Source organism: Ignavibacteriales bacterium (assembly GCA_026390795.1).
GTDB lineage: Bacteria > Bacteroidota > Ignavibacteria > Ignavibacteriales > Melioribacteraceae > Fen-1258.
On record JAPLFG010000003.1, the window covers coordinates 1,337,533 to 1,357,496 of the forward strand.

Genomic DNA, 19,964 nt, shown 5'->3' on the forward strand with positions numbered 1-19,964 from the left:
TTTGTGTGAACTTCTTCATTCTATATTCTTTCACTATTTTTGCACCAACAAATAAAAGTACTAAATGAAAATTGCATTCGCGGCAAGCGAAGTTTTTCCATATGCAAAAGCGGGCGGACTGGGTGATGTTGCGGGGGCTCTTCCAATTGAACTTTCAAAACTTGAGCATGAAGTAAAGGTATTTCTTCCGAAGTACAATACAATTACTGACGCAGAATATAAACTACAACACTTACCGGAACTTGGCGAGATCCCGATTCAGGTTGCCGGCAAGAGTTACACTGTTACGGTTTATTCTTCACGGCAAAAGGATTGTAACGTTATCTTTTACTTCGTTGATTGTCCCCATTATTTCTGCCGGTATGAACTTTACACTAACGATAAAGATGAGGATGAGCGGTTTATTCTCTTTTCTAAAAGTGTTATTGAAATTCTCCAGCGTCTTCAATGGGCGCCCGATATAATCCATTGCAACGATTGGCCCACGGGCTTAATACCGCTGCTGCTTAGAGAAAATTACGGTTGGGACCGCTTGTTCGAAAAGACGGCAACTGTTTTTACAATTCATAATATTGCATATCAAGGCAAATTTAAAAAAGATGCTTTTATAAAATCAGAGTTCGACTTAGAACACGCTTCGTCCGGCGGAATTGCAGAGCACAAAGGCGATATTAATTTCTTGAAAACAGCAATTCTAACTTCGGACATAATTAATACAGTTAGCGAAACTTACGCCCGCGAACTTTTAACTCCGGAATATGGCGAAGAAATGAATGAAATTTTATCCGTTAGAAAAAATGATCTTTACGGAATATTAAACGGCGTTGATTATAACATATGGAATCCGGAGAAGGATAAAAATATTCCATTCCATTATTCAACCAAAGATCTCTCTTCAAAAATAAAGAACAAAAAAACTTTGCTAACGCGTTTAGATCTTCCCTTTGATGAAAACATTCCCTTGATTGGAATTGTTTCCCGCCTTGTCGAGCAGAAAGGATTTGATTTAGTAAGTGCCGGTGTTGACCGGTTGATGGAGTTAAATGCCCAGTGGGTAATTCTTGGAAACGGTCAAGCGATTTATGAAGAGATGTTTAGAAAAATGTCAAAAAAATATTCTAAGAAAGTTTCGGTTTACCTTGGTTTTTATGATGAGCTTTCTCATCTGATAATGGCGGGCGCAGATATTTTTTTGATGCCTTCGCGTTTCGAGCCGTGCGGACTCGGGCAGATTTACGCTCTGAAATACGGAACGGTTCCCGTTGTTAGAAGAACCGGTGGGCTTGCGGATACTGTTCAAGATTGGGGTGAATCTAAAGTTACGGGAGAAGGAACCGGATTTTCTTTTTATGAGTATTCTTTAGATGCACTTATTCATTCCGTTCAACGTGCCGTGAATGATTTTTCTAATAAACAGAATTGGAACAGAATACAATTAAATGGCATGCGCAAAGATTTCTCGTGGAGAAAATCTGCAGAAAAGTACGTCGCTCTCTATGAAAAAGCGGTGATTAAAAGACGGGATCGAAACTAGAATACTTCTTATTATCAGAGACGGAAATAGAGACTTGCTTTCGCTTTCAAATTACATTCCAAATTATGAACTAGATTATTAATTATTTGTTTAATGGATTATGAAACTATCTCAGCAGTTAATTTTCTTCGGAATTGTTTTCTCTGTCTACGGATTAATCAACTTCTATATTCTCCGGCGGGGTCTTTCTGTAATTCCCGAATCGTATAAAACGATCTATCTTGTTACGGGAATTTTTGTAGTTATCTCTTTTATTGCGGGTCGATTTTTAGAACGCGTCTGGATTTCTTTTTTTAGCGATATTTTAATCTGGGTCGGCTCATTCTGGATAGCGTTCATGTTCTATTTTTTTCTCTCTTTAATACTTATCGATTCCCTCAGATTAATAAATCTTATCATTCCGTTTTTTCCTTCGTTTATTACGGCTAACATAGAAAAAACAAAACAAGTAACCGCTCTTGTTGTGCTTGTCTTTGTGATAATAACCGTCGCCGGCGGTTATATCAACACAAGGACTATCAACACAAGGACATACAAATTCAAAATCAACAAGCAAGCGGGCGAATTAAGTTCTCTTAACATTGTAATGGCTTCGGATCTTCACCTGGGAACAATCCTAGGCAAATCTTTTCTTAATAATCTTGTAAATAAAATCAACGAGCTAAAACCGGATATAATTCTACTTGCCGGAGATATAATTGATGAGGACATAAATCCCGTAATCAAGAACAATGTGGGTGAAGAACTGGTGCGTTTAAAATCGAAATTTGGAGTCTTTGCCATTACAGGAAATCACGAGTATATCGGCGGAGTTGAAGCCGCGGTAAAATATCTTACCGCTCACGGCATCGCTGAATTAAGAGACTCTTCCGTAAAAATAGATGATTCTTTTTATGTGGTTGGAAGAGAAGACCGTTCAATCAGACAATTTTCCGGTAAACAAAGAAAAAATTTAACAGAACTTTTAACGGGAGTTGATAAATCTTTTCCGATTATAATGATGGATCACCAGCCCTTTGGTTTAAATGAAGCATTTGAAAACGGGATTGATCTTCAACTTTCGGGACATACACACAACGGTCAGCTTTGGCCGATTAATTATATAATAGAAAAAATTTATGATTTGGCCTGGGGTTATGAGATTAGAGGAAACACTCATTATTACGTTTCATGCGGAGTGGGCGGTTGGGGTCCGCCTATCAGAACCGGAAGCCGACCGGAAATTGTAAACATTCAAATCAAATTCAAAAAAGAAAAAAAGTAATCAAGCAATTTTGAAAAGTGATCAGTACTGAATGACTTTCAATAAAATTGCGGTTAGTGTGGTTATGCTTACTATCATCCATAGAATAATTCCTTGAGCCATCGGTTGAACCCCAACCCTTTTAATTGTTTCTCTGCTTAATCCTGTTCCAATAAGAAAAAGAGTTACAACCAAAAGCCGTTTAGCCACAAACGCCAATTCATTCCAGATATAATTTTGTGATTGGAAAAGAGAGCTGATTATCGCAGCGGCAATAAATCCGAAAATAAAATATGGAATTGTAATTTTACTTTTTGATTTTCCGAAGATTGCAAAACCAATAACAAACGGGGTTATCCACAATGCTCTTGTAAGTTTCACAGTAACACCGGTCATCAGTGCTTCGTGCCCGTATGATGAAGCTGCACCGACAACACTGCTTGTATCGTGAATTGCCAGACCGGACCAGATTCCAAATGACTGCTGATTTAATTTTAATAAATGTCCAATGATTGGAAAAAGAAATAGCGCAACTGCGTTGAGTGTGAAAACAGTTGCCAGAGACACAGCGACTTCTTCATCCTTAGCTTTAATAACCGGCGCAAGAGCGGCGATCGCGCTGCCGCCGCAAATAGCGGTTCCAAAAGAGATCAACCGGGAAGTAGTCGTATTTACTTTCAGCATTCTTCCGATTGCGGCACCAAACAAGAGAGTAAAAACTATTCCAACAATTGTATAAACAATGGATTTTTCCCCTTCGCGAAGTACACTTCCAATCCCAACTCCAAATCCAAGTCCAATTACCGAAATTTGTAAAAGTTTCTTGCTCCAGTTTGCTGAAAATTTTGGCAACGGATTACCAAAAGCAAGACTGAAAATAATTCCAAGGGCGAGAGCAACGGCTGCATCAATATGCGGCAAAAGACAGAGCATCATCAATATTATAAAAGATATTTTTTTAATTTATAATACTCTGATTTCGTTGTTCATTAATGATTTAAAAGTTGTTCTAAAATTATATGCGGTATCAAAAGGCAACTGTTTTAAAATTGCCGTTACCTCATCCTCCCCACAAATTTGGGGAGGATTAAGTAAACTTCTGAAATTATTTCTTCTTCATTTCATATACATTATTCTTGGCGTCGGCATCCGGAACTAATTTTGTGTTCAGTTCCACTTTCTGAATTTCCTTTTTATTATTTAGCTCAAACTTTGCTTCTTTGTTTCCGGTTTTCCATGATGAGGTACTTTTGTGTATGTTTTCCGTTGTGCTGTCGGTATACGTTACAATCAAATCAATTGGAACCGGTACATTTCCGATTTTTTCAACAACAATTTCAGTTTTGCCTTTTTTAGAATTTACACTTTTAATTCCAAGATCCGGAAAGCCGCGTTCGAAATACCACGGATTCCAGAACCAGCTTAAATCTTCTTTTGCAACATCGTTGAATGTGAAAAAGAAATCCCACGGCAACGGATGCTTGCCGTTCCATCTGTTCATATATTCAAGCAGAGCTTTCTTGAATAATTCTTCTCCCAAAATATCTTTCAATACATAATATGAAATTGATGCTTTTGTATAAGAATTGAAATTTAACATTGGTCCGCCCGCGAGTGATGGAGTGATCATTGGTTGATCCATCTCTATTCCCATCGATCTCCCAAGAAAAGTAACATTTCCTGTAAATTCATCGGCGCCTTCAACAATATCTTTCAACATTGCCGAAGTAAAAAATGTAGCCCATCCTTCATCCATCCATGCATATTTCCGTTCGTTTGTTCCCATATAGAAAGGAAAATAGTTGTGCGCTATTTCGTGCAATGTTACTCCGGCTTGACCGGCAGCGGTTCCACCCATTCCGTTATTGCACATCATCGGCATTTCCATTCCGCCTCCACCCATTGTTTCGCCATTAAAAACCGTTATCTTGAAATAAGGGAACGGAACTCCGGGTAAATTTTTGGAAAGATTCTCAACAGAAAGTTTTGCATAGTAAGCAACTTCTTCCCAGCTTTTCGATTTAGAAGGATAGACCGCGTCGGTTAAAACTCTTCTGCCGTTATTATCAACTACCGCTCCGATTCCGTCCCATACATATCCGTCTGTGGTTGCAAAAGAAACATCGGAAACGTTTTCTGCTTTCAATTTCCAAGTTGTTTTTTCATTCTTCTGTGTAGCTCCGTTTTTTAAATCCTCATCACTTACAATTCTTATTACTCCGTCGGATTCAATCGCTTCTTTATATCTAGCATATATTTCCGGTTTTAAAATTTCTTGTAAATTCTGATAAGCTCCCGTGCCCCACACTAAATATTTAGCCGGAACTGTAATTTCCAGATCAAAATTGTTTTGATCATTATAAAATTCAACCTCTCCGGTGTAATTGTTTCGATCCCATCCATCAATATCATCAAAAACAGAAACTTGAGGATACCAGTAAGCAACGTAAAGAGTTGAGTCGTTATACGCTCCCATTCTCATTCTCGATTCTCTGGGAATTATTACGCTCCACTTTACTTCAATATTTATAAATGATTTAGGCATAAGCGGCGACTGAAAAATATTTATAGTCATGTTAGTCCCGCGGCGGAAAACACCTCCGCGACCGTTAGCTTCAACTCCTTTGCCGTTGATTATTAAAGTATCGATTTGAACGCCGTCCGTTTCATCATTAGGAGAAATTTGTGAGTCTCTAGAATTTCCCCTTTTGTCGATGTCCTGATAAAGACGGAAAACCAGCTGTTTCAGAGTATCCGGACTTTCATTATAATATTTAATTTGTGCCGATCCTTTAACAGTATGTTCTTTAGGAAAAACCTCTGCCTGGATTTTGTAATCGGTATGATTAATCCAATATTTTGCGCCGGGTTTGCCGTCGTATGAACGTGTTCCTTTTTCATATGCTTTTACAATGTTGCGCGGAATGTAGACAGAAGATTTTTGCGCAAATGAAAATGATGCGAACAAGAAGAATAAAAAGAAAATGTTTGATGCAAGAATTATTTTATTTTTCATATATCCTCAAAATGTGTTGTCTTTAGATGTTATGGCTGATTACTATGTTCCTTCCCGTCATTAAAACTCAACAGTGTTGTCCTTCGTGTTTACGTCCGGAATTTGAGTTGTTCCGAGTTCAACTTTCTTTACTTTCTTTTTTGCTTGTATAAGAGTTGTAACAGAAGCATTTCCATTTTTCCATACGTCGGCCTTTTTTTCGTAAACAAATTCGCTCGTTCCGTCATCATAATAGAATTTTAATTTTACCGGAACTGGCAAACCGCCCTTATTAGCAATGTTAACGATAACGCCGTCCCCGGAAACCTTTGCTGATAAGACAAGATCGGGATATTTGTTTTCAAAGAACCACGGATTAAAATACCAGTCGAGATTTTGTCCCGATGCAGAATTGAAGGTGAAAAAGAAATCAAAAGGAATTGGATGTTTGCCGTTCCAGCTGTTCATGTATTCGTGTAAAGCTTTTTTGAATAAATCATCACCCAGCAGTTGACGCAAGAATTCGTAAGCGGCACCCGGTCTTCGGTATGATGCTGTACGGTATGAAGCTCCGCGCAATTCATAAGATAAAACCATTGGCGGTACATCTTGTTCATTGCCTGCAAATTCGGAAAAACTTATTGCGTTGCGCGCTCTTGGATCGTAGCCCGGTGCATTTGTTGTTTGAAAATCACACGGAAGCATTGTTGCCCAGCCTTCATCCATCCAGGCGTATTTGCGTTCGTTAATTCCCATATAAAATGGAAAGTATGTGTGAGAAATTTCATGCGAAGTTAAATGAACAGTTCCCTGAAGTTCGGGCTCGGATGAATCATTAACCATCATCGGAAATTCCATTCCGCCCTCACCGTTAAACACTGTCATCTTGGGATACGGAAACGGAACTCCGGGAATTGATGTAGAAAAACTTTCAATTGCTTTACGTGCGACTTCTGCAACGGTATAAAAATCTTTCGATTCTTTTTTGTACGCAGCGCTAATAAATGTTCTTCTTCCCGATTTTTTATCAACAATCAGACTCGATCCGTCCCAGAGATAATGATCGCTTACGGCGAATACAAAGTCCGGCACATAATCCGCATTGAATTTGTAAGTAAGTTTTTCTTTGTCTGCTGTTACCAATCCTTTTTTATAATCATTCTCTTCAATTATTTTAACAACCACGTCTGAATTATTGGCGTTTTTATATTTTTCAAAAACATTTTTTGATAGAACTTCGCCCGGATTTTCAAGGATTCCCGTTCCCCAAATAATAAAATTCTTCGGAACGGTTAATGCAACTTCATAATTTGAAAAGTCGTTGTACATTTCGACCTGACCGGTATAATTAACAACATCCCAGCCGTCAATATCGTCATAGACTGCAACTTGAGGAAACCAGTAAGCGACAAAGAATGATGTGCTGTCATATGTACCCATTCTAACATTAGATTCTTTCGGAAGAATAAAACTCCATGCAAATTTTAATTCTATGTGAGATTTTGGAGCCAGGGGCAGCTTCGGCATAATAAATAAATTAGTTCCTTCTCGCCGGATTGCTTTATCGGTTCCGTCTATTTTTATTTCTTGTCCGCCAGCATTGATTTCGCGTAAATGAATTCCGTCGGTAATATCATTCGGAGAAATTTCAAAATCGCGCATGTTGCCTTTACGATAAAGATCCGGCATCACTTTAACAACTAACTGCTTTAATGTATCCGGACTGTTATTAAAATATACTATTGTTTCTTCTCCGGTAATCATGCGGGTTTTGGGTTCGAGTTCAGCTTTGATTTTATACTCGGCTTTATTTTGCCAATATTTTGGCCCCGGTTTGCCGTCAAGTGAGCGCGTACCGTTATTAATTGCCTTCTGAATATTGAGCGGAATATTAAGAGATGATTTTTGTGCGAATGCTAAGTTGCAAAGAAATAACGCAACAGTTAGAAAATATAGGGTGGGTTTTGTTTTCATTTTTGTTTTCCAAAAATTCGTTTGTGTGATGATGTGCGGCAAAAATAGTGCGGTAGAAAGATTAAAACAAATAAATAGTATGTCTGCCAGTAAACTTAAGAGAAGAGAAAAAAATCTTTATTTATGAGGGAATCTTCTCCCGGCACTAAGTTAATCTCAGCGCCGGGATCAGAATTATAATATAAGATTTTATGCTTTCGCTTTTTCCATCATTGGAATTTTTGCAAGCGCGTGTTCAAGATCTTCTATTATATCTTTCACGTTTTCAATTCCAACCGAAAGACGAACTAATCCTTCTGTGATGCCCGCATCTTTACGCGCATCGGCGCCCATTGATAAATGCGTCATACTGGCAGGGTGCTGAATTAACGTTTCAACTCCTCCAAGACTAACGGCAAGCGCGCATAACTTAACTGAGTTCATAACAATTTCGCCCGCTTTGAATCCGCCATTTAATTCAAACGAAATCATTCCGCCGGGTGCGCTATGCTGTTTCAATCCAACTTGATAATTAGGATGACTTTTCAATCCTGGGTAGCGTACCCATTTTACCTTTGGATGATTCTCAAGATATTCGGCGACAAGCTGTGCGTTCTCACAATGTCTTTGCATTCGTATTGATAGAGTCTTTAATCCGCGGTGAACAAGGAATGAATTGAATGGATCAATTACACCGCCAATCTGATTCAAAGTTTTTCTCATCTTCAGATACATCTCTTCATCTTTTACTACAACTATTCCCGCAACAACATCCGCGTGTCCGTTCAAAAATTTAGTCATGCTGTGAAGAATAACATCAACTCCGAATTTAAACGGCTGCTGAAGAGCGGGGCTCATAAAAGTATTGTCTACTACAAGCAGTGCGCCTTGTTTATGAGCAATCTTAGATGCTGTTTCAAGATCTGTTATAGTGATCATTGGATTTGCCGGTGTTTCTACATAAACGATTTTTGTATTTGGTTTCATCGCTTTTTCAATTGCGCCGTCAATGTCGGTATCAACAAAAGTTGATTCGACTCCGAATTTACTCATCACTGTTTGAAGCAAAGTGAGAGTTGGGCCGTAAACCGATTTTGAACAAACAACATGATCGCCCGATTGAAGCAATGACATAAAAACCGTACTGATGGCAGCCATTCCGCTTGCGCAACCTAATGATTTATGTCCGCCTTCAAGTTCAGCTACCGCATTTTCCATTGCCTCAACTGTAGGATTTTTCATACGTGTGTAAATGTATCCTTCCGCTTCTCCTTTAAAAAGAGCGGCGCCGTGTTCTGCAGATTCAAATTTGAACGTTGATGTCTGGTAAATTGGAGGAACAACCGGACCAAATTCATAATCGCCAAGACCGGAGTGAACGCATTTTGAATCAAACTGTAAATTTTTGTGAGTGGATTTTTCTTGATCTTTCATAATGTTTATTTCCCGCTTACTTAGATTGAATGAAGATTATATATTTCCGATCTTTCAAAAACTTTATTCGGTTGCTTTTATTTAAACTTCCGTTGACCGGCTGATATTAGCGAACTTAATTTTCCTATTATCGCCGGAGCAAAAATAACACTCTTATTTGGAAGAAAATAATTTTATGTTTTCACATGGCCGCTGAAAAAAATATTTCCGATAATGAATTGCTAATTCAGCTTAAGAATGTTAATGCGCATGCGCTTAAAATTCTTTTCGATAGATATTACCCGGGCTTATTCTACTTCGCAATACAATTGTTGAAGAATCACCAGTTAGCCGAAGAGGTCGTGATGGATGTATTCCTCAATCTTTGGACGAAGAAAGCTACAATTGAAATCAACACGAGCTTAAAAGCATATCTTTATACATCGGTTAGAAACCAATCTTTGAATTATATCAAAAGAAACCGGGCTAAATTCGAACACGTCGATTATATAGATGGCGTCAATATTTCATCGGATTTCTCTGCAGACCAACCGATTCATACTGAGGATCTCATAAAAGAAATTAACGCGCTTCTGAAAAAACTTCCGAGGAAAAGAGAACTGATCTTTCGGATGAACCGTTTTGATGGACTAACCTACAAAGAAATAGCCGAAACGCTTTCCATTTCTGTGAATACGGTTCAGAATCAGATGGTTAAAGCGGCAAAATACATCTCAGGTAAATATCCCGGCTTCAAAAAACTCTTCACAATTTTTCTTTCATTATTTCCATAATAATTTTACCGCCAGTAGTAGATCGATTACAAAATTGTTGTCTTATAGGTAAAGAATATTTACAAATAGGATAAATTTTATGAACGAAGAAAATTTCATCGAGCTAGTGACAAAATATTTGTCAAAGGAATCCACGCCCGATGAAAACATTCAACTAAATGAACTCTTAAAACAGGAGGAGTATAACCGTCTTTTTCTTTCGATTTCTGAAAAGTGGAATGTGGTGAAAGATCCGGCAGAACTATCGCACTCGTATCTTGCTGATAGATTTAATTCTCTGACAAGTAAAATTAAGAAGCACGATCCTTCATTTGATACTTACCGAGAGGGAAAAATAAGAACATTTTTTTCGCAACCGTACTTATTGCGAGTAGCGGCTTCTATTATTTTCTTTTTGACTATCGGCGTTTCTGCGCTCTATTATTGGGGTGTAATAAAATCCAACAATGATTCAATTGTTTGGAAAAGCAAATCTACGATGATGGGTGAAAAATCTTTGGTCACGCTCTCTGATGGAACAAAAATAATTCTCAATGCTGATAGTAAATTGAAATTCCCTTCATCATTTGAAAAAGCGTTGCGTGAAGTTTATCTGGAAGGAGAAGCCTACTTTGAAGTGACCCACAACCCGGCAAAGCCTTTTGTTGTTCATTCCGGCGATCTAACGACAACAGTTCTCGGCACCAAATTTAATGTTTGCGCCTATCCAAACGAAAATGATGTTTCGGTTGCACTGATAGAAGGTAAAGTCCAAGTCTCTGCCGATAAAAGCAATTTGAAAAGAGAGGTCGTTTTGCTTACGCCATCACAGCAACTTATATACAACATAGAAGAGGCAAAAGGCATTGTGGATATATTCGATTCACAAAAAGTACTTGGTTGGAAAGAGAACAAACTCATTTTCGACAATGAACGGCTTTCTACAGTTTTGATTCACCTAGAAAGAGCTTTCGGTACAAAGTTTGTACTAGCCGATAAATCGTTTGGCAATCTCAAAATAAGAGCCAACTTCGAAAAGGAATCTCCATTGACAATTGCCGAAGTAATTAAGAAAGCTACAGGGCTTTGGTATAAACGGATAAAAGAGAACCACGAATTGAAAGAAATAGTTTTCTTCAAAAAATAATTGTGCTGAGGCTCCAGATGAAGATCAAAAAAAATTTTCATGCCGTCTCATTTTTGTTCATATTGGTTATTTTTTCGACAAGCTGCAAAGAAAATTTAAATGAGCCAATACAAACAAAAGCAGATCTGCTTACCGGAACATCATGGCAAATCCAAAAAGTTTTCGATATAAGTTCCAGTCCCGGACAGAAAATCGACATCTCTTCTCAGTTACCATACATATCACAGACATTTAGCAAAGACGGCACTTATACAACACCAATTCATAACGGGACATGGGAGTTAATCAACGGCGAAACAAAAATTCTTTTCGACAAAGGAACTTCATCCGAGAATATTGCGGAGATCCTTGAACTGACTTCAACCATTTTTCGTATGAGTATGAAGGAACCAACTGCTTCCATTTCTTCTACATGGGAAATAACTTTTATTCCGGTTTCCAGTTCTGTTTTAAAAGATAAATCACCCGAGAATAATTTTGAAACCTTATGGAAAGAGTTCGACGCAAGATATTCCTTCTTTATAATTAAAAATATCAATTGGGATTCACTTTATTCCGTCTATCGTCCCCAAGCAACAAATAAAACAACCGACCCTCAACTTTTTCAGATCGCATCTTCTCTATTGAGCAATTTTAAAGATGGTCATGTAAGTTTATCAACACCATACGGTAATTACTTTTATACCGAATGGTACAGCCGCTATCCAAATAATTTTCTTGGTATGGAGGTTATAATTAATTATTTAAATACCGATTACGGGACTACCGCCGGCGGATATATACACTATGGAAAAGTAGCGAACGACATCGGCTACATTTACGTTGGTCCAAATCTTATGGGTGATCAAACCGAGTGGTCAAAAGGTATCGACCGGGTAATTGATTCACTCAAAGAGATGCGTGGAATTATCGTTGATATCAGAAACAACGGCGGCGGCAGCGACATTTTGGGTAATATTGTAGCAAGCCGGTTTGCAGACAAACAAAGAATTTACAGTTACACCAAAGTGCGCAATGGTCCCAAGCATACCGATTTCACGGAATATATTTCGCATCCTATAGCACCGCAAGGATTGAGGCAATTTACAAAACCGGTTGCGCTCCTAACCAACCGTCATTGCTTCAGCAGTGCGGAGGGAACAACTTTGATGTTCCGTACTCTGCCTAATGTAACAATTATCGGCGATACAACTGGCGGTGGTTCGGCAAATCCAATAACACTACAACTTCCAAATGGATGGAGCTACAGAGTTTCCCGTTGGATTCAATACACCGCTGATCAAGAAGTGTTCGAAGGAAAAGGATTACCGCCGGACATTCCCGTAAGAATAACCAATGCGGACGAGGCAGCGCGTCGTGATGTTATTTTGGAACGGGCTATTCAATTTTTACAAAAGTGAAGCAGGAGAATTAATTATGATCTTGGCCTATTCTACCGTTGAAAGAACATGGTAAAAACTAAATTTCATTTCTATCGACGGATCTGTTGCATTACTCTTGCAGTTATTGTACTGCATGTGATTTTTTCAAATATGGTTATTGCTTCGGTTGAAGGAAGAAATCTTCGCGATATTAAAATAACTTTAGACGCTGTTGATGTTACACTGGAAAAAATTTTACAGATGATTGAGGACAAGACAAATTTCAAATTCTTCTACATAAAAGAAGAAATTCCGTTAAATGAAAAAGCAACAATAAAAGTGAACAATGAATCAATGTATCGTCTACTCGTCTCTCTCGCAAAAGATTACGGATTGGAATTCAAAAGAGTTAACAATCAAATCGTGGTAAAGAAAAGTACGAATGCAAACATAAACAACGATCGTGTCGGTGAATCAACAATTAAAATAAATGGAAAGGTTATTGATTCAAGTAACGGGGAATCCCTTCCCGGTGCATCAATTTCAATTGAGAACACTCAATCCGGAACGATAGCAAATTTCAGCGGTGAGTTTGAACTTGATCTGAACGAAATTCCGTCGGTAATTCTTGTTTCATATGTTGGGTATAAAACAGAGCGGATAATTATTACGACTAACGATTCAACTTATGCTGTTCCTTTAACTCCGGTTTCTTATATGCTTCAGGAAGTAAGTGTCTTTTCGCGTCAATCAAGTAGTGAGATAAGTTTGACTTCTATCCGGAATGAACAGGTGAATAATTTTGCCGGATTTACAAAAGATGCTCTCCGTTCAGTACAACTTTTTCCCGGAGTAAGCAATAACAACGAAGGTACTGCTCTTTTTAATGTTCGCGGTGGAACTTTTGACGAAAATCTAGTGCTTGTTAATGGTGTTGAAATCTACAGCCCGTTTCATTTAAAGGCAATGTCACCCATGGGCGTTGGAATATTCAACATTGATCTCGTAAAGAATATTGATTTTTCTTCCGGCGGTTACAGCGCCGAATATGGAAATGCTCTAAGTTCAATTATGAATTTAGAGTATGACAAGGGAAATAATTCTTCTTATTCGGGCAGAGTCGATTTGAGCATGATCGATTTGTCTTTGCTTTTACGAGGACCGCTTACATCAAAAGGTTCATTCGCTTTTGCTCTTAGACATAGTTACCTCGACATGCTTATGAGATCGCTTCATGCCGATGTTGGAATTAATCTTTCGTATTATGATTTACAAGGTACATTTAATTATAAAATAAGTGATTCCGATATTGTAACGACAACTCTAATCTTCTCGAAAGATAAGGATACTCAGGATCCAACCACGGATTATTACGGCTCACAATGGCTTGCCACAATAAACAAACAGAGAGTCACCGCATCGTATAATGGAGTAAACTACAGAGTTGTTGATGCAAATTATCACAACACTTTACTCGCAACGAAATACGATAAAATCTTTTCTCCGCGTTTTTCCGCACACACTATTTTGTCCTTGTACGATGAGGCGGAGTATGAGACTATGCATCAAACAAAAAAGCAGGATTACACTTACCAGAACTTTCCCGACCTTTGGGCGGCATACAGGTATTATGCGAATTATTTAAATCAATCGGATACAAAAACATTATCGGCCAAGCAGACCTTTATTTTTGCGCCTTCACCTTTCTATACGATTAAAACAGGATTTTCCTACAAAAGAATTTTATACGATTTAGATAAAAATGCGGGTACAGAAGAATATTTTTCCGATAACATCAATTATAATCCAACTATTACAACTATTTATTATCCTAAAAATCCGTTATACAACGATACGGCAGACGTACATTTTGCTTCTTATAGAACCGAAGGTTTTATTGAGAACATTATTCAACCGTTGGACAACCTTGTAATTAATGCCGGATTCCGCAGTGATTATTTCGCTCTAAACAAACAGGCTAAATTTTCACCGCGGTTAAATTTATCTTATACATTCCCCCAGGATTTTATTCTCAGACTTTCATGGGGCGTTTATTACCAGCCCCCGACATTCAAACAGCTGAAGTATTACGAACCGTCGGCAGCAAACACACCATACGCCAAGGCTATTCACTTCGTTGCCGGTGTAGAAAGAAACTTTTCGAGTGATCTATTTGCCAAGATAGAGTTTTATTACAAGAAATATTCCGACCTTCTTCCTGTTAGCCGAATGAGCGACGGCTCTCTTCAATACTTTGATAAACAAAACAGCGCCGAGGGATCTGCCGCCGGATTTGATTTTCAGATGATTGCTAAATTTTCCCCTTGCGATCTCTGGCTGAACTATGGATTTCTAAATGCTAGAGAGAAGCTTTACGCGGAAAGTGAGTATTACCCGCGTTATACCGATCAGCGTCATACTTTATCTGCAGTATTAAATGCTCATCTTGGTTCTATGTGGGAGTCGAGTATTAGATTTTTTTACGGAAGCGGTTACGCGTTTACACCATATGGCACCAGCTACAATCCCAGCAAAAGAAATTTCGAATGGGTGCCGCTGCAGAAAAACTCTGATCATTACCCGTCGTATGTAAGGTTTGATCTAAGACTAAGTAAATCTTTCGAGCTGTTTAATAACCTGCTGAATATTTATATCGATGTGTTGAATATATTCGGCAAGAGAAACGTCCTTTCTTTTAACTATACCTATAACAGCTCAACGCCTGTAAGAAAAGACAATCCTCTTCTGCCAATACTACCTTCTTTAGGAATCTTATATAATTTTTAAAACCGAAATTTTTCTCTCCGGCTTTAAAAGCGTAGAAACATATTATTCTTCTGCGCCTTCGTCTTCCGGAATTACGCGGGCGATATCGGCAATGTCGTCGCCTTCATTCAAGCGGATCAATCGAACACCCTGTGTGTTTCTTCCCATTACACGGAGTTCTTTGACTGCTTGACGAATTACCATTCCTCCCGTTGTGATGATTACAAGTTCGTCGGCATCGTTCACTTCTTTCATCGCAATCAATTTTCCGTTTCTATCGGAAGTTTTTACGGTTATAACTCCTTTGCCGCCGCGTTTTGACAATCTGTAATCTTCTATCTCGGAACGTTTACCGAATCCTTTTTCAGTAACAACCATTAATGTTGTTGCATTACGGATAACCAGCATTCCAATTACAACGTCATTCTTACCCAATCTGATACCACGTACACCGGTTGCGGTACGGCCCATATTACGAACATCTTTTTCGTTGAAGCGAACGGCCATTCCATTTTTTGTACCGATTATAATTTCGTTCTTTCCTTCGCTTAATTTTGCTTCGATCAAGCGATCGTTGCCGCTAAGATTAATAGCGATTATTCCGCCTTTACGGATATTTGAGTAAGCGGAAAGAACTGTTTTTTTGATTGTTCCCTGTTCGGTCGCCATAACAATATATTTATCATCAGTAAATTCTTTTACCGAGACGAACGCCGTGATGTTCTCTTCTTTATCTTTTTCAATTAGATTAAGAATCGAACGTCCTTTTGTGGCACGTCCGCCTTCCGGAATTTCGTGAACTTTTAGCCAGTAACATTTTCCTTTATCCGTAAAGAACATAATATAGTGATGCGTTGATGCAACAAACATATGCTCAATAAAATCTTCTTCGCGGGTTCCGGCTCCGGTTACACCTTTACCGCCTCTTCCTTGTCTGCGGTATCCACTAACAGGAAAACGTTTTATAAATCCCGCGTGAGAAATTGTAACAACAACATCTTCTTCGGCAATAATATCTTCTAGTTTGAACTCCTGCAGCTGCATTTCAATTTTTGTTCTCCGCTCATCGGCATATTTTTCTCTTAGGGCAAGAAGTTCTTCTCTAATTATTGACCATCTTCTCTTTTCGTTTGTCAGAATGCCTTTTAATTTTTCGATGAACTTGAGCACTTCTTTATATTCATCTTCTATCTTCTGTCTTTCAAGTCCGGTTAAGCGCTGCAATCTCATATCAAGAATTGCTTTAGCTTGAATTTCGGAAAGCTTGAACTTCTTCATCAAGCTTGTTTTTGCTGTCTCGGCATCTCTCGATTTTTTGATCGTCTGAATTACCGCATCAATATTATCAAGAGCAATTATGTATCCTTCCAAAATGTGTGCGCGTCTTTCGGCAGCATCAAGATCAAACTTTGTTCGTTTGATCAACACATCCATTCTGTGATCGAGGAAGTACTGCATCATTTGCTGAAGAGTTAAAACTCTCGGCTGACCGTTTACAAGCGCGAGCATTATCACACCGAATGTTACCTGCATCTGTGTGTGTTTAAAGAGCTGGTTAAGAGTAACTGCCGGCTGCCCGTCGCGTTTTAATTCAATTACGATTCTCATTCCGTCACGGTCGGATTCATCTCTAATATTTGAGATCCCTTCAACTTTTCCTTCGCGAACTAGATCTGCAATCTTTTCAATTAGAGAGGCTTTATTAACTTGATACGGAATTTCCGTGATGATAATATTTTCTCTATCATTCTTGAGAGTTTCAATATTAGCTTTTGCGCGGATGACTATTCTACCGCGTCCGGTTAGAAAAGCTTCTTTCACTCCTTCGTAACCGTAAATAATTCCTCCGGTTGGAAAATCCGGTGCTTTAACAATCTTTATCAATTCTTCCGCAGTTGTTTTCGGTTTATCAATTATCGCAACAAGTCCGTCAATAATTTCGCCAAGATTATGCGGCGGAATATTTGTAGCCATACCGACAGCAATGCCGCTTGCGCCGTTAATCAATAAGTTCGGCAAATATGATGGAAGAACTGTCGGCTCTTGTAATGATTCATCAAAGTTTGGAACAAAACTTACAGTGTTCTTATCGAGGTCGCGCAGCATTTCATCCGCAATTCGCGCAAGTCGCGCTTCAGTGTAACGCATAGCCGCAGGTGAGTCGCCGTCAACGGAACCAAAATTTCCCTGTCCGTCTACAAGCGGATAACGCAAGGAAAAATCCTGCACCATACGAACCATTGAATCGTAAACCGCTGTGTCACCGTGCGGGTGATACTTACCAAGCACCTCACCCACGATACGTGCGGATTTTTTATACGGCTTATTGTGCGGAACTCCAAGTTCGTGCATGCCGAATAGAACGCGGCGGTGAACAGGCTTTAATCCGTCCCTTACATCGGGCAATGCGCGCGCAACAATTACGCTCATAGCATAATCGATGTAAGATGATTTCATTTCTTCTTCAAGTGTTACGGGTACTACTTTTTCGAATATTGTGGTCATGTTTTACTTCTGATTTAGGATTTTGAATTTATGATTTATTTTTTTCTATCTTCTGTCATTCCGGCGAAAGCCGGAATCTATTACTCTTTCTCTAATTTTTCGAATATGGGTCATCGAAAGTTCTTCTGTGTTTAATTGAAAACATTTTTATACGTATTGGTTAAATATTTATCGAGTTTTACTTGGTTAACTATATGCTCTCGATTGTTAAAAACAACTTTTATTAACCAACCCTCTTGATAAAAGTGTTTTACTTCAGCATAAGTAAATTGTCTATGGCAATTTGCACAAACTACTATCAAATTTTTCGGGTTGTTTCCAGTTTGAGGTTCTAGGTGATGAATTTCAAAGAAAGGTTTATTGTCTCTTTTCAAAAACCAAAAGTCACAAACCTGACAATGCCCCTTATAAACTTTTTCTAAAATGATTTTCAAGTTAGGTGGTGTGTTTTCTTTAACCTTTACACTTACCCTAGTTCTTTCCTTTCTGTTCGTTGGCAATTCTTGTGATAATCTATACAATTCTCGAAGAATTGTTTCTTGTTCCTCCAAGTAATTCCATTTAGCAATTTCTAATAAACTCGTTCTTGCATCATCTTCGTTTTTAGATATATCGAATTTATTTTGTACGTTCTTAACTCGCTCAATAAATTTCTTCTCCGTAATGAATCGATAAACTCTTTTTTTGTTATTAATCGCTTGAATTAAAATTTCGTCTCCCGCAGAAATATTATTCTTTCTATACCACTCCGAAAGACCATAAACTCTTGCTTCTCTATTTTTTTCTGAGATAATAAATTTTTTCTCTTGTAATATGTTAGAGCTATCAAAATAAATGTATATCTCAATGCTTTGTTTTGGAAAAATATCAAGCATGGCAGTTGGTATTGCTAGAAGACCATACTCAAGTCTACTCCTAGTCATTCTGATCGTTGTATAGTTATAATTTATGGGGCTTTGTTTTTTTATTAATTCTATCATCTTATTAGAATCCAAATTCTTTTCCTGTTCCCACCACTTTATCGCATTCGGGACACCTAACTTCTTGAGCGGGATCATCTATAAGAGAATTATGCGCCGTACACTCCCAAGCGTTCCCGTTCCATGACCACTGTTCTGTCATTTCAGCAGAAAAATTAATAGTGGTTAATTCAAAACCGCATTCTTTACAATTTTTTCTTTCAAAATTTTTATCGCTCATTAATGTTCCCCTTTAACAAATAGTTTCTTTTATAATAGCATTTTTGCCAGTCCAAAGTAAAAGAGTATAGTACAAATATCTGTCAACGCTAACGTAATTGGTCCGGCTGCAATTTTAGGATCGAGTTTCAGTTTGTGCAGCAGAGCCGGAACACTCAATCCCCAGACCGAAGCAATTAACTGAACCGCCATTACGCTTAAGCCAATTACAAACGCTGCGGCAATCTCTCCCTTCCATAAAATAACCACCAAAGAAACAATTGCGGCACAGCTTAAACCGAGAAGTAAAGCAGTCTGCGTTTCCCTCAAAATACTTTTTAGATACCACTTCAACGACGGTTGTGAAGTATGCAATGCTTGTATAGTTACCGTCATCGACTGAATGCTTACGCTTTCGCCAAGTCCCAACACCAAAGTAAAAAAGAACACAATTATTAAACTTTCCGCCAGCGTTGTTTCGAACATTCCCGTTAACAGTGCGCAGATTGTTCCGCTCGTAACGGTGGCAAAGAGCCACGGTAATCTAATGCGCCAAGCTTTTAACGGCGAAGCGTTTTTTACTTCGCTCATTCGAAAACCGATTGTTTCAAAGATCGAATCGTAATTCTGAGTTTCTATTTCATCTTCTTCCGAGTCTTTCTCTTCAAGCAGTTCGTCGGTAAAAAGATTTACATCAACTATACCGACAATTTTTCTTTCCGCATCAACTACCGGGAAAGCTAAAAATTTATATGTTGCAAAAAATTCAAGCGCATCATATACCGTTGAAGTGCTCGGCAGCGCTGCAACACGCTTAACCATTATCTCTTCCAATTTCTGTTCTGCTTTACCGATCAGCAGTCTTCTTGTGGGCAATACACCAACAAGTTTTTCCTCTTCATCAACAACATAAAAGTAAACTATTCTTTCGCCAACGCCCTCTTCCCGTATCTTCTTCAGCGTTTGGTCAACGGTAAGATTTTTATCCAGCGCAGTAAAATCTTTCCGCGCATGTTCCATTGCCAATTGACGATATAAATGTTTGTCTTGCATTCATTTTCTTTTCGATGTCATTGAGAGTCCCCGATCTAGGGAA

General features: G+C 38.4%; 14 protein-coding genes. 6 read left to right on the plus strand and 8 right to left on the minus strand.

The genetic code is table 11. The features are described 5' to 3' along the window. Positions 1-64: 64 nt before the first annotated feature. Positions 65-1,534: a glycogen synthase GlgA gene (gene glgA, locus NTX65_09585; protein MCX6169582.1), complete on the plus strand. Its 1,470-nt coding sequence runs from the start codon at positions 65-67 to the stop codon at positions 1,532-1,534. Between the two features lie 100 nt (positions 1,535-1,634). Continuing rightward, on the plus strand, positions 1,635-2,798 hold the full coding sequence (locus NTX65_09590; protein ID MCX6169583.1) for a metallophosphoesterase: 1,164 nt from the start codon (positions 1,635-1,637) through the stop codon (positions 2,796-2,798). A 21-nt stretch (positions 2,799-2,819) separates the two neighbouring features. Here the strand turns inward: NTX65_09590 and NTX65_09595 are convergent, their stop codons facing one another. The 4 genes from NTX65_09595 to NTX65_09610 form a co-directional block, all read right to left on the minus strand. Continuing rightward, entirely contained in the window at positions 2,820-3,713 is an 894-nt protein-coding gene (locus NTX65_09595) for a putative sulfate exporter family transporter (protein MCX6169584.1), read from the minus strand. 169 nt (positions 3,714-3,882) lie between these two features. Next, positions 3,883-5,793 carry a M1 family metallopeptidase gene (locus tag NTX65_09600; protein ID MCX6169585.1) on the minus strand — a complete coding sequence of 637 codons (1,911 nt, stop codon included), beginning with the start codon at positions 5,791-5,793 and terminating at the stop codon, positions 3,883-3,885. Between the two features lie 60 nt (positions 5,794-5,853). Beyond that, positions 5,854-7,746, minus strand: coding sequence for a M1 family metallopeptidase (locus NTX65_09605; GenBank protein ID MCX6169586.1), 1,893 nt, complete (start codon positions 7,744-7,746; stop codon positions 5,854-5,856). A gap of 189 nt (positions 7,747-7,935) precedes the next feature. After that, positions 7,936-9,159: an aminotransferase class I/II-fold pyridoxal phosphate-dependent enzyme gene (locus NTX65_09610; protein MCX6169587.1), complete on the minus strand. Its 1,224-nt coding sequence runs from the start codon at positions 9,157-9,159 to the stop codon at positions 7,936-7,938. A 185-nt stretch (positions 9,160-9,344) separates the two neighbouring features. Here NTX65_09610 and NTX65_09615 point away from each other — a divergent pair, with 185 nt between their 5' ends. From NTX65_09615 to NTX65_09630, 4 genes are all read left to right on the plus strand, one after another. Then, on the plus strand, positions 9,345-9,932 hold the full coding sequence (locus tag NTX65_09615) for an RNA polymerase sigma-70 factor (GenBank protein MCX6169588.1): 588 nt from the start codon (positions 9,345-9,347) through the stop codon (positions 9,930-9,932). 79 nt (positions 9,933-10,011) lie between these two features. Continuing rightward, on the plus strand, positions 10,012-11,058 hold the full coding sequence (locus tag NTX65_09620; protein MCX6169589.1) for a FecR domain-containing protein: 1,047 nt from the start codon (positions 10,012-10,014) through the stop codon (positions 11,056-11,058). A 17-nt stretch (positions 11,059-11,075) separates the two neighbouring features. Then, positions 11,076-12,458 carry a S41 family peptidase gene (locus NTX65_09625; protein MCX6169590.1) on the plus strand — a complete coding sequence of 461 codons (1,383 nt, stop codon included), beginning with the start codon at positions 11,076-11,078 and terminating at the stop codon, positions 12,456-12,458. A 48-nt stretch (positions 12,459-12,506) separates the two neighbouring features. Further along, complete coding sequence (locus tag NTX65_09630) at positions 12,507-15,206, plus strand: TonB-dependent receptor (GenBank protein ID MCX6169591.1); 2,700 nt, start codon at positions 12,507-12,509, stop codon at positions 15,204-15,206. Between the two features lie 42 nt (positions 15,207-15,248). On the opposite strand, the gene gyrA is transcribed toward NTX65_09630, so the two are convergent. The 4 genes from gyrA to NTX65_09650 form a co-directional block, all read right to left on the minus strand. Beyond that, on the minus strand, positions 15,249-17,690 hold the full coding sequence (gene gyrA / locus NTX65_09635; protein MCX6169592.1) for a DNA gyrase subunit A: 2,442 nt from the start codon (positions 17,688-17,690) through the stop codon (positions 15,249-15,251). Positions 17,691-17,821: 131 nt separating this feature from the next. Continuing rightward, complete coding sequence (locus NTX65_09640; GenBank protein ID MCX6169593.1) at positions 17,822-18,685, minus strand: HNH endonuclease; 864 nt, start codon at positions 18,683-18,685, stop codon at positions 17,822-17,824. Further along, positions 18,675-18,890, minus strand: coding sequence for a hypothetical protein (locus tag NTX65_09645; protein MCX6169594.1), 216 nt, complete (start codon positions 18,888-18,890; stop codon positions 18,675-18,677). Before NTX65_09645 ends, NTX65_09640 begins: the two co-directional genes overlap by 11 nt. Before the next feature lie 29 nt (positions 18,891-18,919). Then, the gene (locus tag NTX65_09650) at positions 18,920-19,921 is read right to left on the minus strand and encodes a magnesium transporter (GenBank protein MCX6169595.1); all 1,002 of its coding nucleotides are present in this window, start codon (positions 19,919-19,921) and stop codon (positions 18,920-18,922) included. Between the last annotated feature and the right edge of the window lie 43 nt (positions 19,922-19,964).

What these genes read in the sequence shown, in the direction of transcription:
- glgA (MCX6169582.1), top strand. Translation starts at nt 65, where the DNA reads ATGAAAATTGCATTCGCGGCAAGCGAAGTTTTTCCATATGCAAAAGCG.
- NTX65_09590 (MCX6169583.1), top strand. Translation starts at nt 1,635, where the DNA reads ATGAAACTATCTCAGCAGTTAATTTTCTTCGGAATTGTTTTCTCTGTC.
- NTX65_09595 (MCX6169584.1), bottom strand. Translation starts at nt 3,713, where the DNA reads ATGATGCTCTGTCTTTTGCCGCATATTGATGCAGCCGTTGCTCTCGCC.
- NTX65_09600 (MCX6169585.1), bottom strand. Translation starts at nt 5,793, where the DNA reads ATGAAAAATAAAATAATTCTTGCATCAAACATTTTCTTTTTATTCTTC.
- NTX65_09605 (MCX6169586.1), bottom strand. Translation starts at nt 7,746, where the DNA reads ATGAAAACAAAACCCACCCTATATTTTCTAACTGTTGCGTTATTTCTT.
- NTX65_09610 (MCX6169587.1), bottom strand. Translation starts at nt 9,159, where the DNA reads ATGAAAGATCAAGAAAAATCCACTCACAAAAATTTACAGTTTGATTCA.
- NTX65_09615 (MCX6169588.1), top strand. Translation starts at nt 9,345, where the DNA reads ATGGCCGCTGAAAAAAATATTTCCGATAATGAATTGCTAATTCAGCTT.
- NTX65_09620 (MCX6169589.1), top strand. Translation starts at nt 10,012, where the DNA reads ATGAACGAAGAAAATTTCATCGAGCTAGTGACAAAATATTTGTCAAAG.
- NTX65_09625 (MCX6169590.1), top strand. Translation starts at nt 11,076, where the DNA reads ATGAAGATCAAAAAAAATTTTCATGCCGTCTCATTTTTGTTCATATTG.
- NTX65_09630 (MCX6169591.1), top strand. Translation starts at nt 12,507, where the DNA reads ATGGTAAAAACTAAATTTCATTTCTATCGACGGATCTGTTGCATTACT.
- gyrA (MCX6169592.1), bottom strand. Translation starts at nt 17,690, where the DNA reads ATGACCACAATATTCGAAAAAGTAGTACCCGTAACACTTGAAGAAGAA.
- NTX65_09645 (MCX6169594.1), bottom strand. Translation starts at nt 18,890, where the DNA reads ATGAGCGATAAAAATTTTGAAAGAAAAAATTGTAAAGAATGCGGTTTT.
- NTX65_09650 (MCX6169595.1), bottom strand. Translation starts at nt 19,921, where the DNA reads ATGCAAGACAAACATTTATATCGTCAATTGGCAATGGAACATGCGCGG.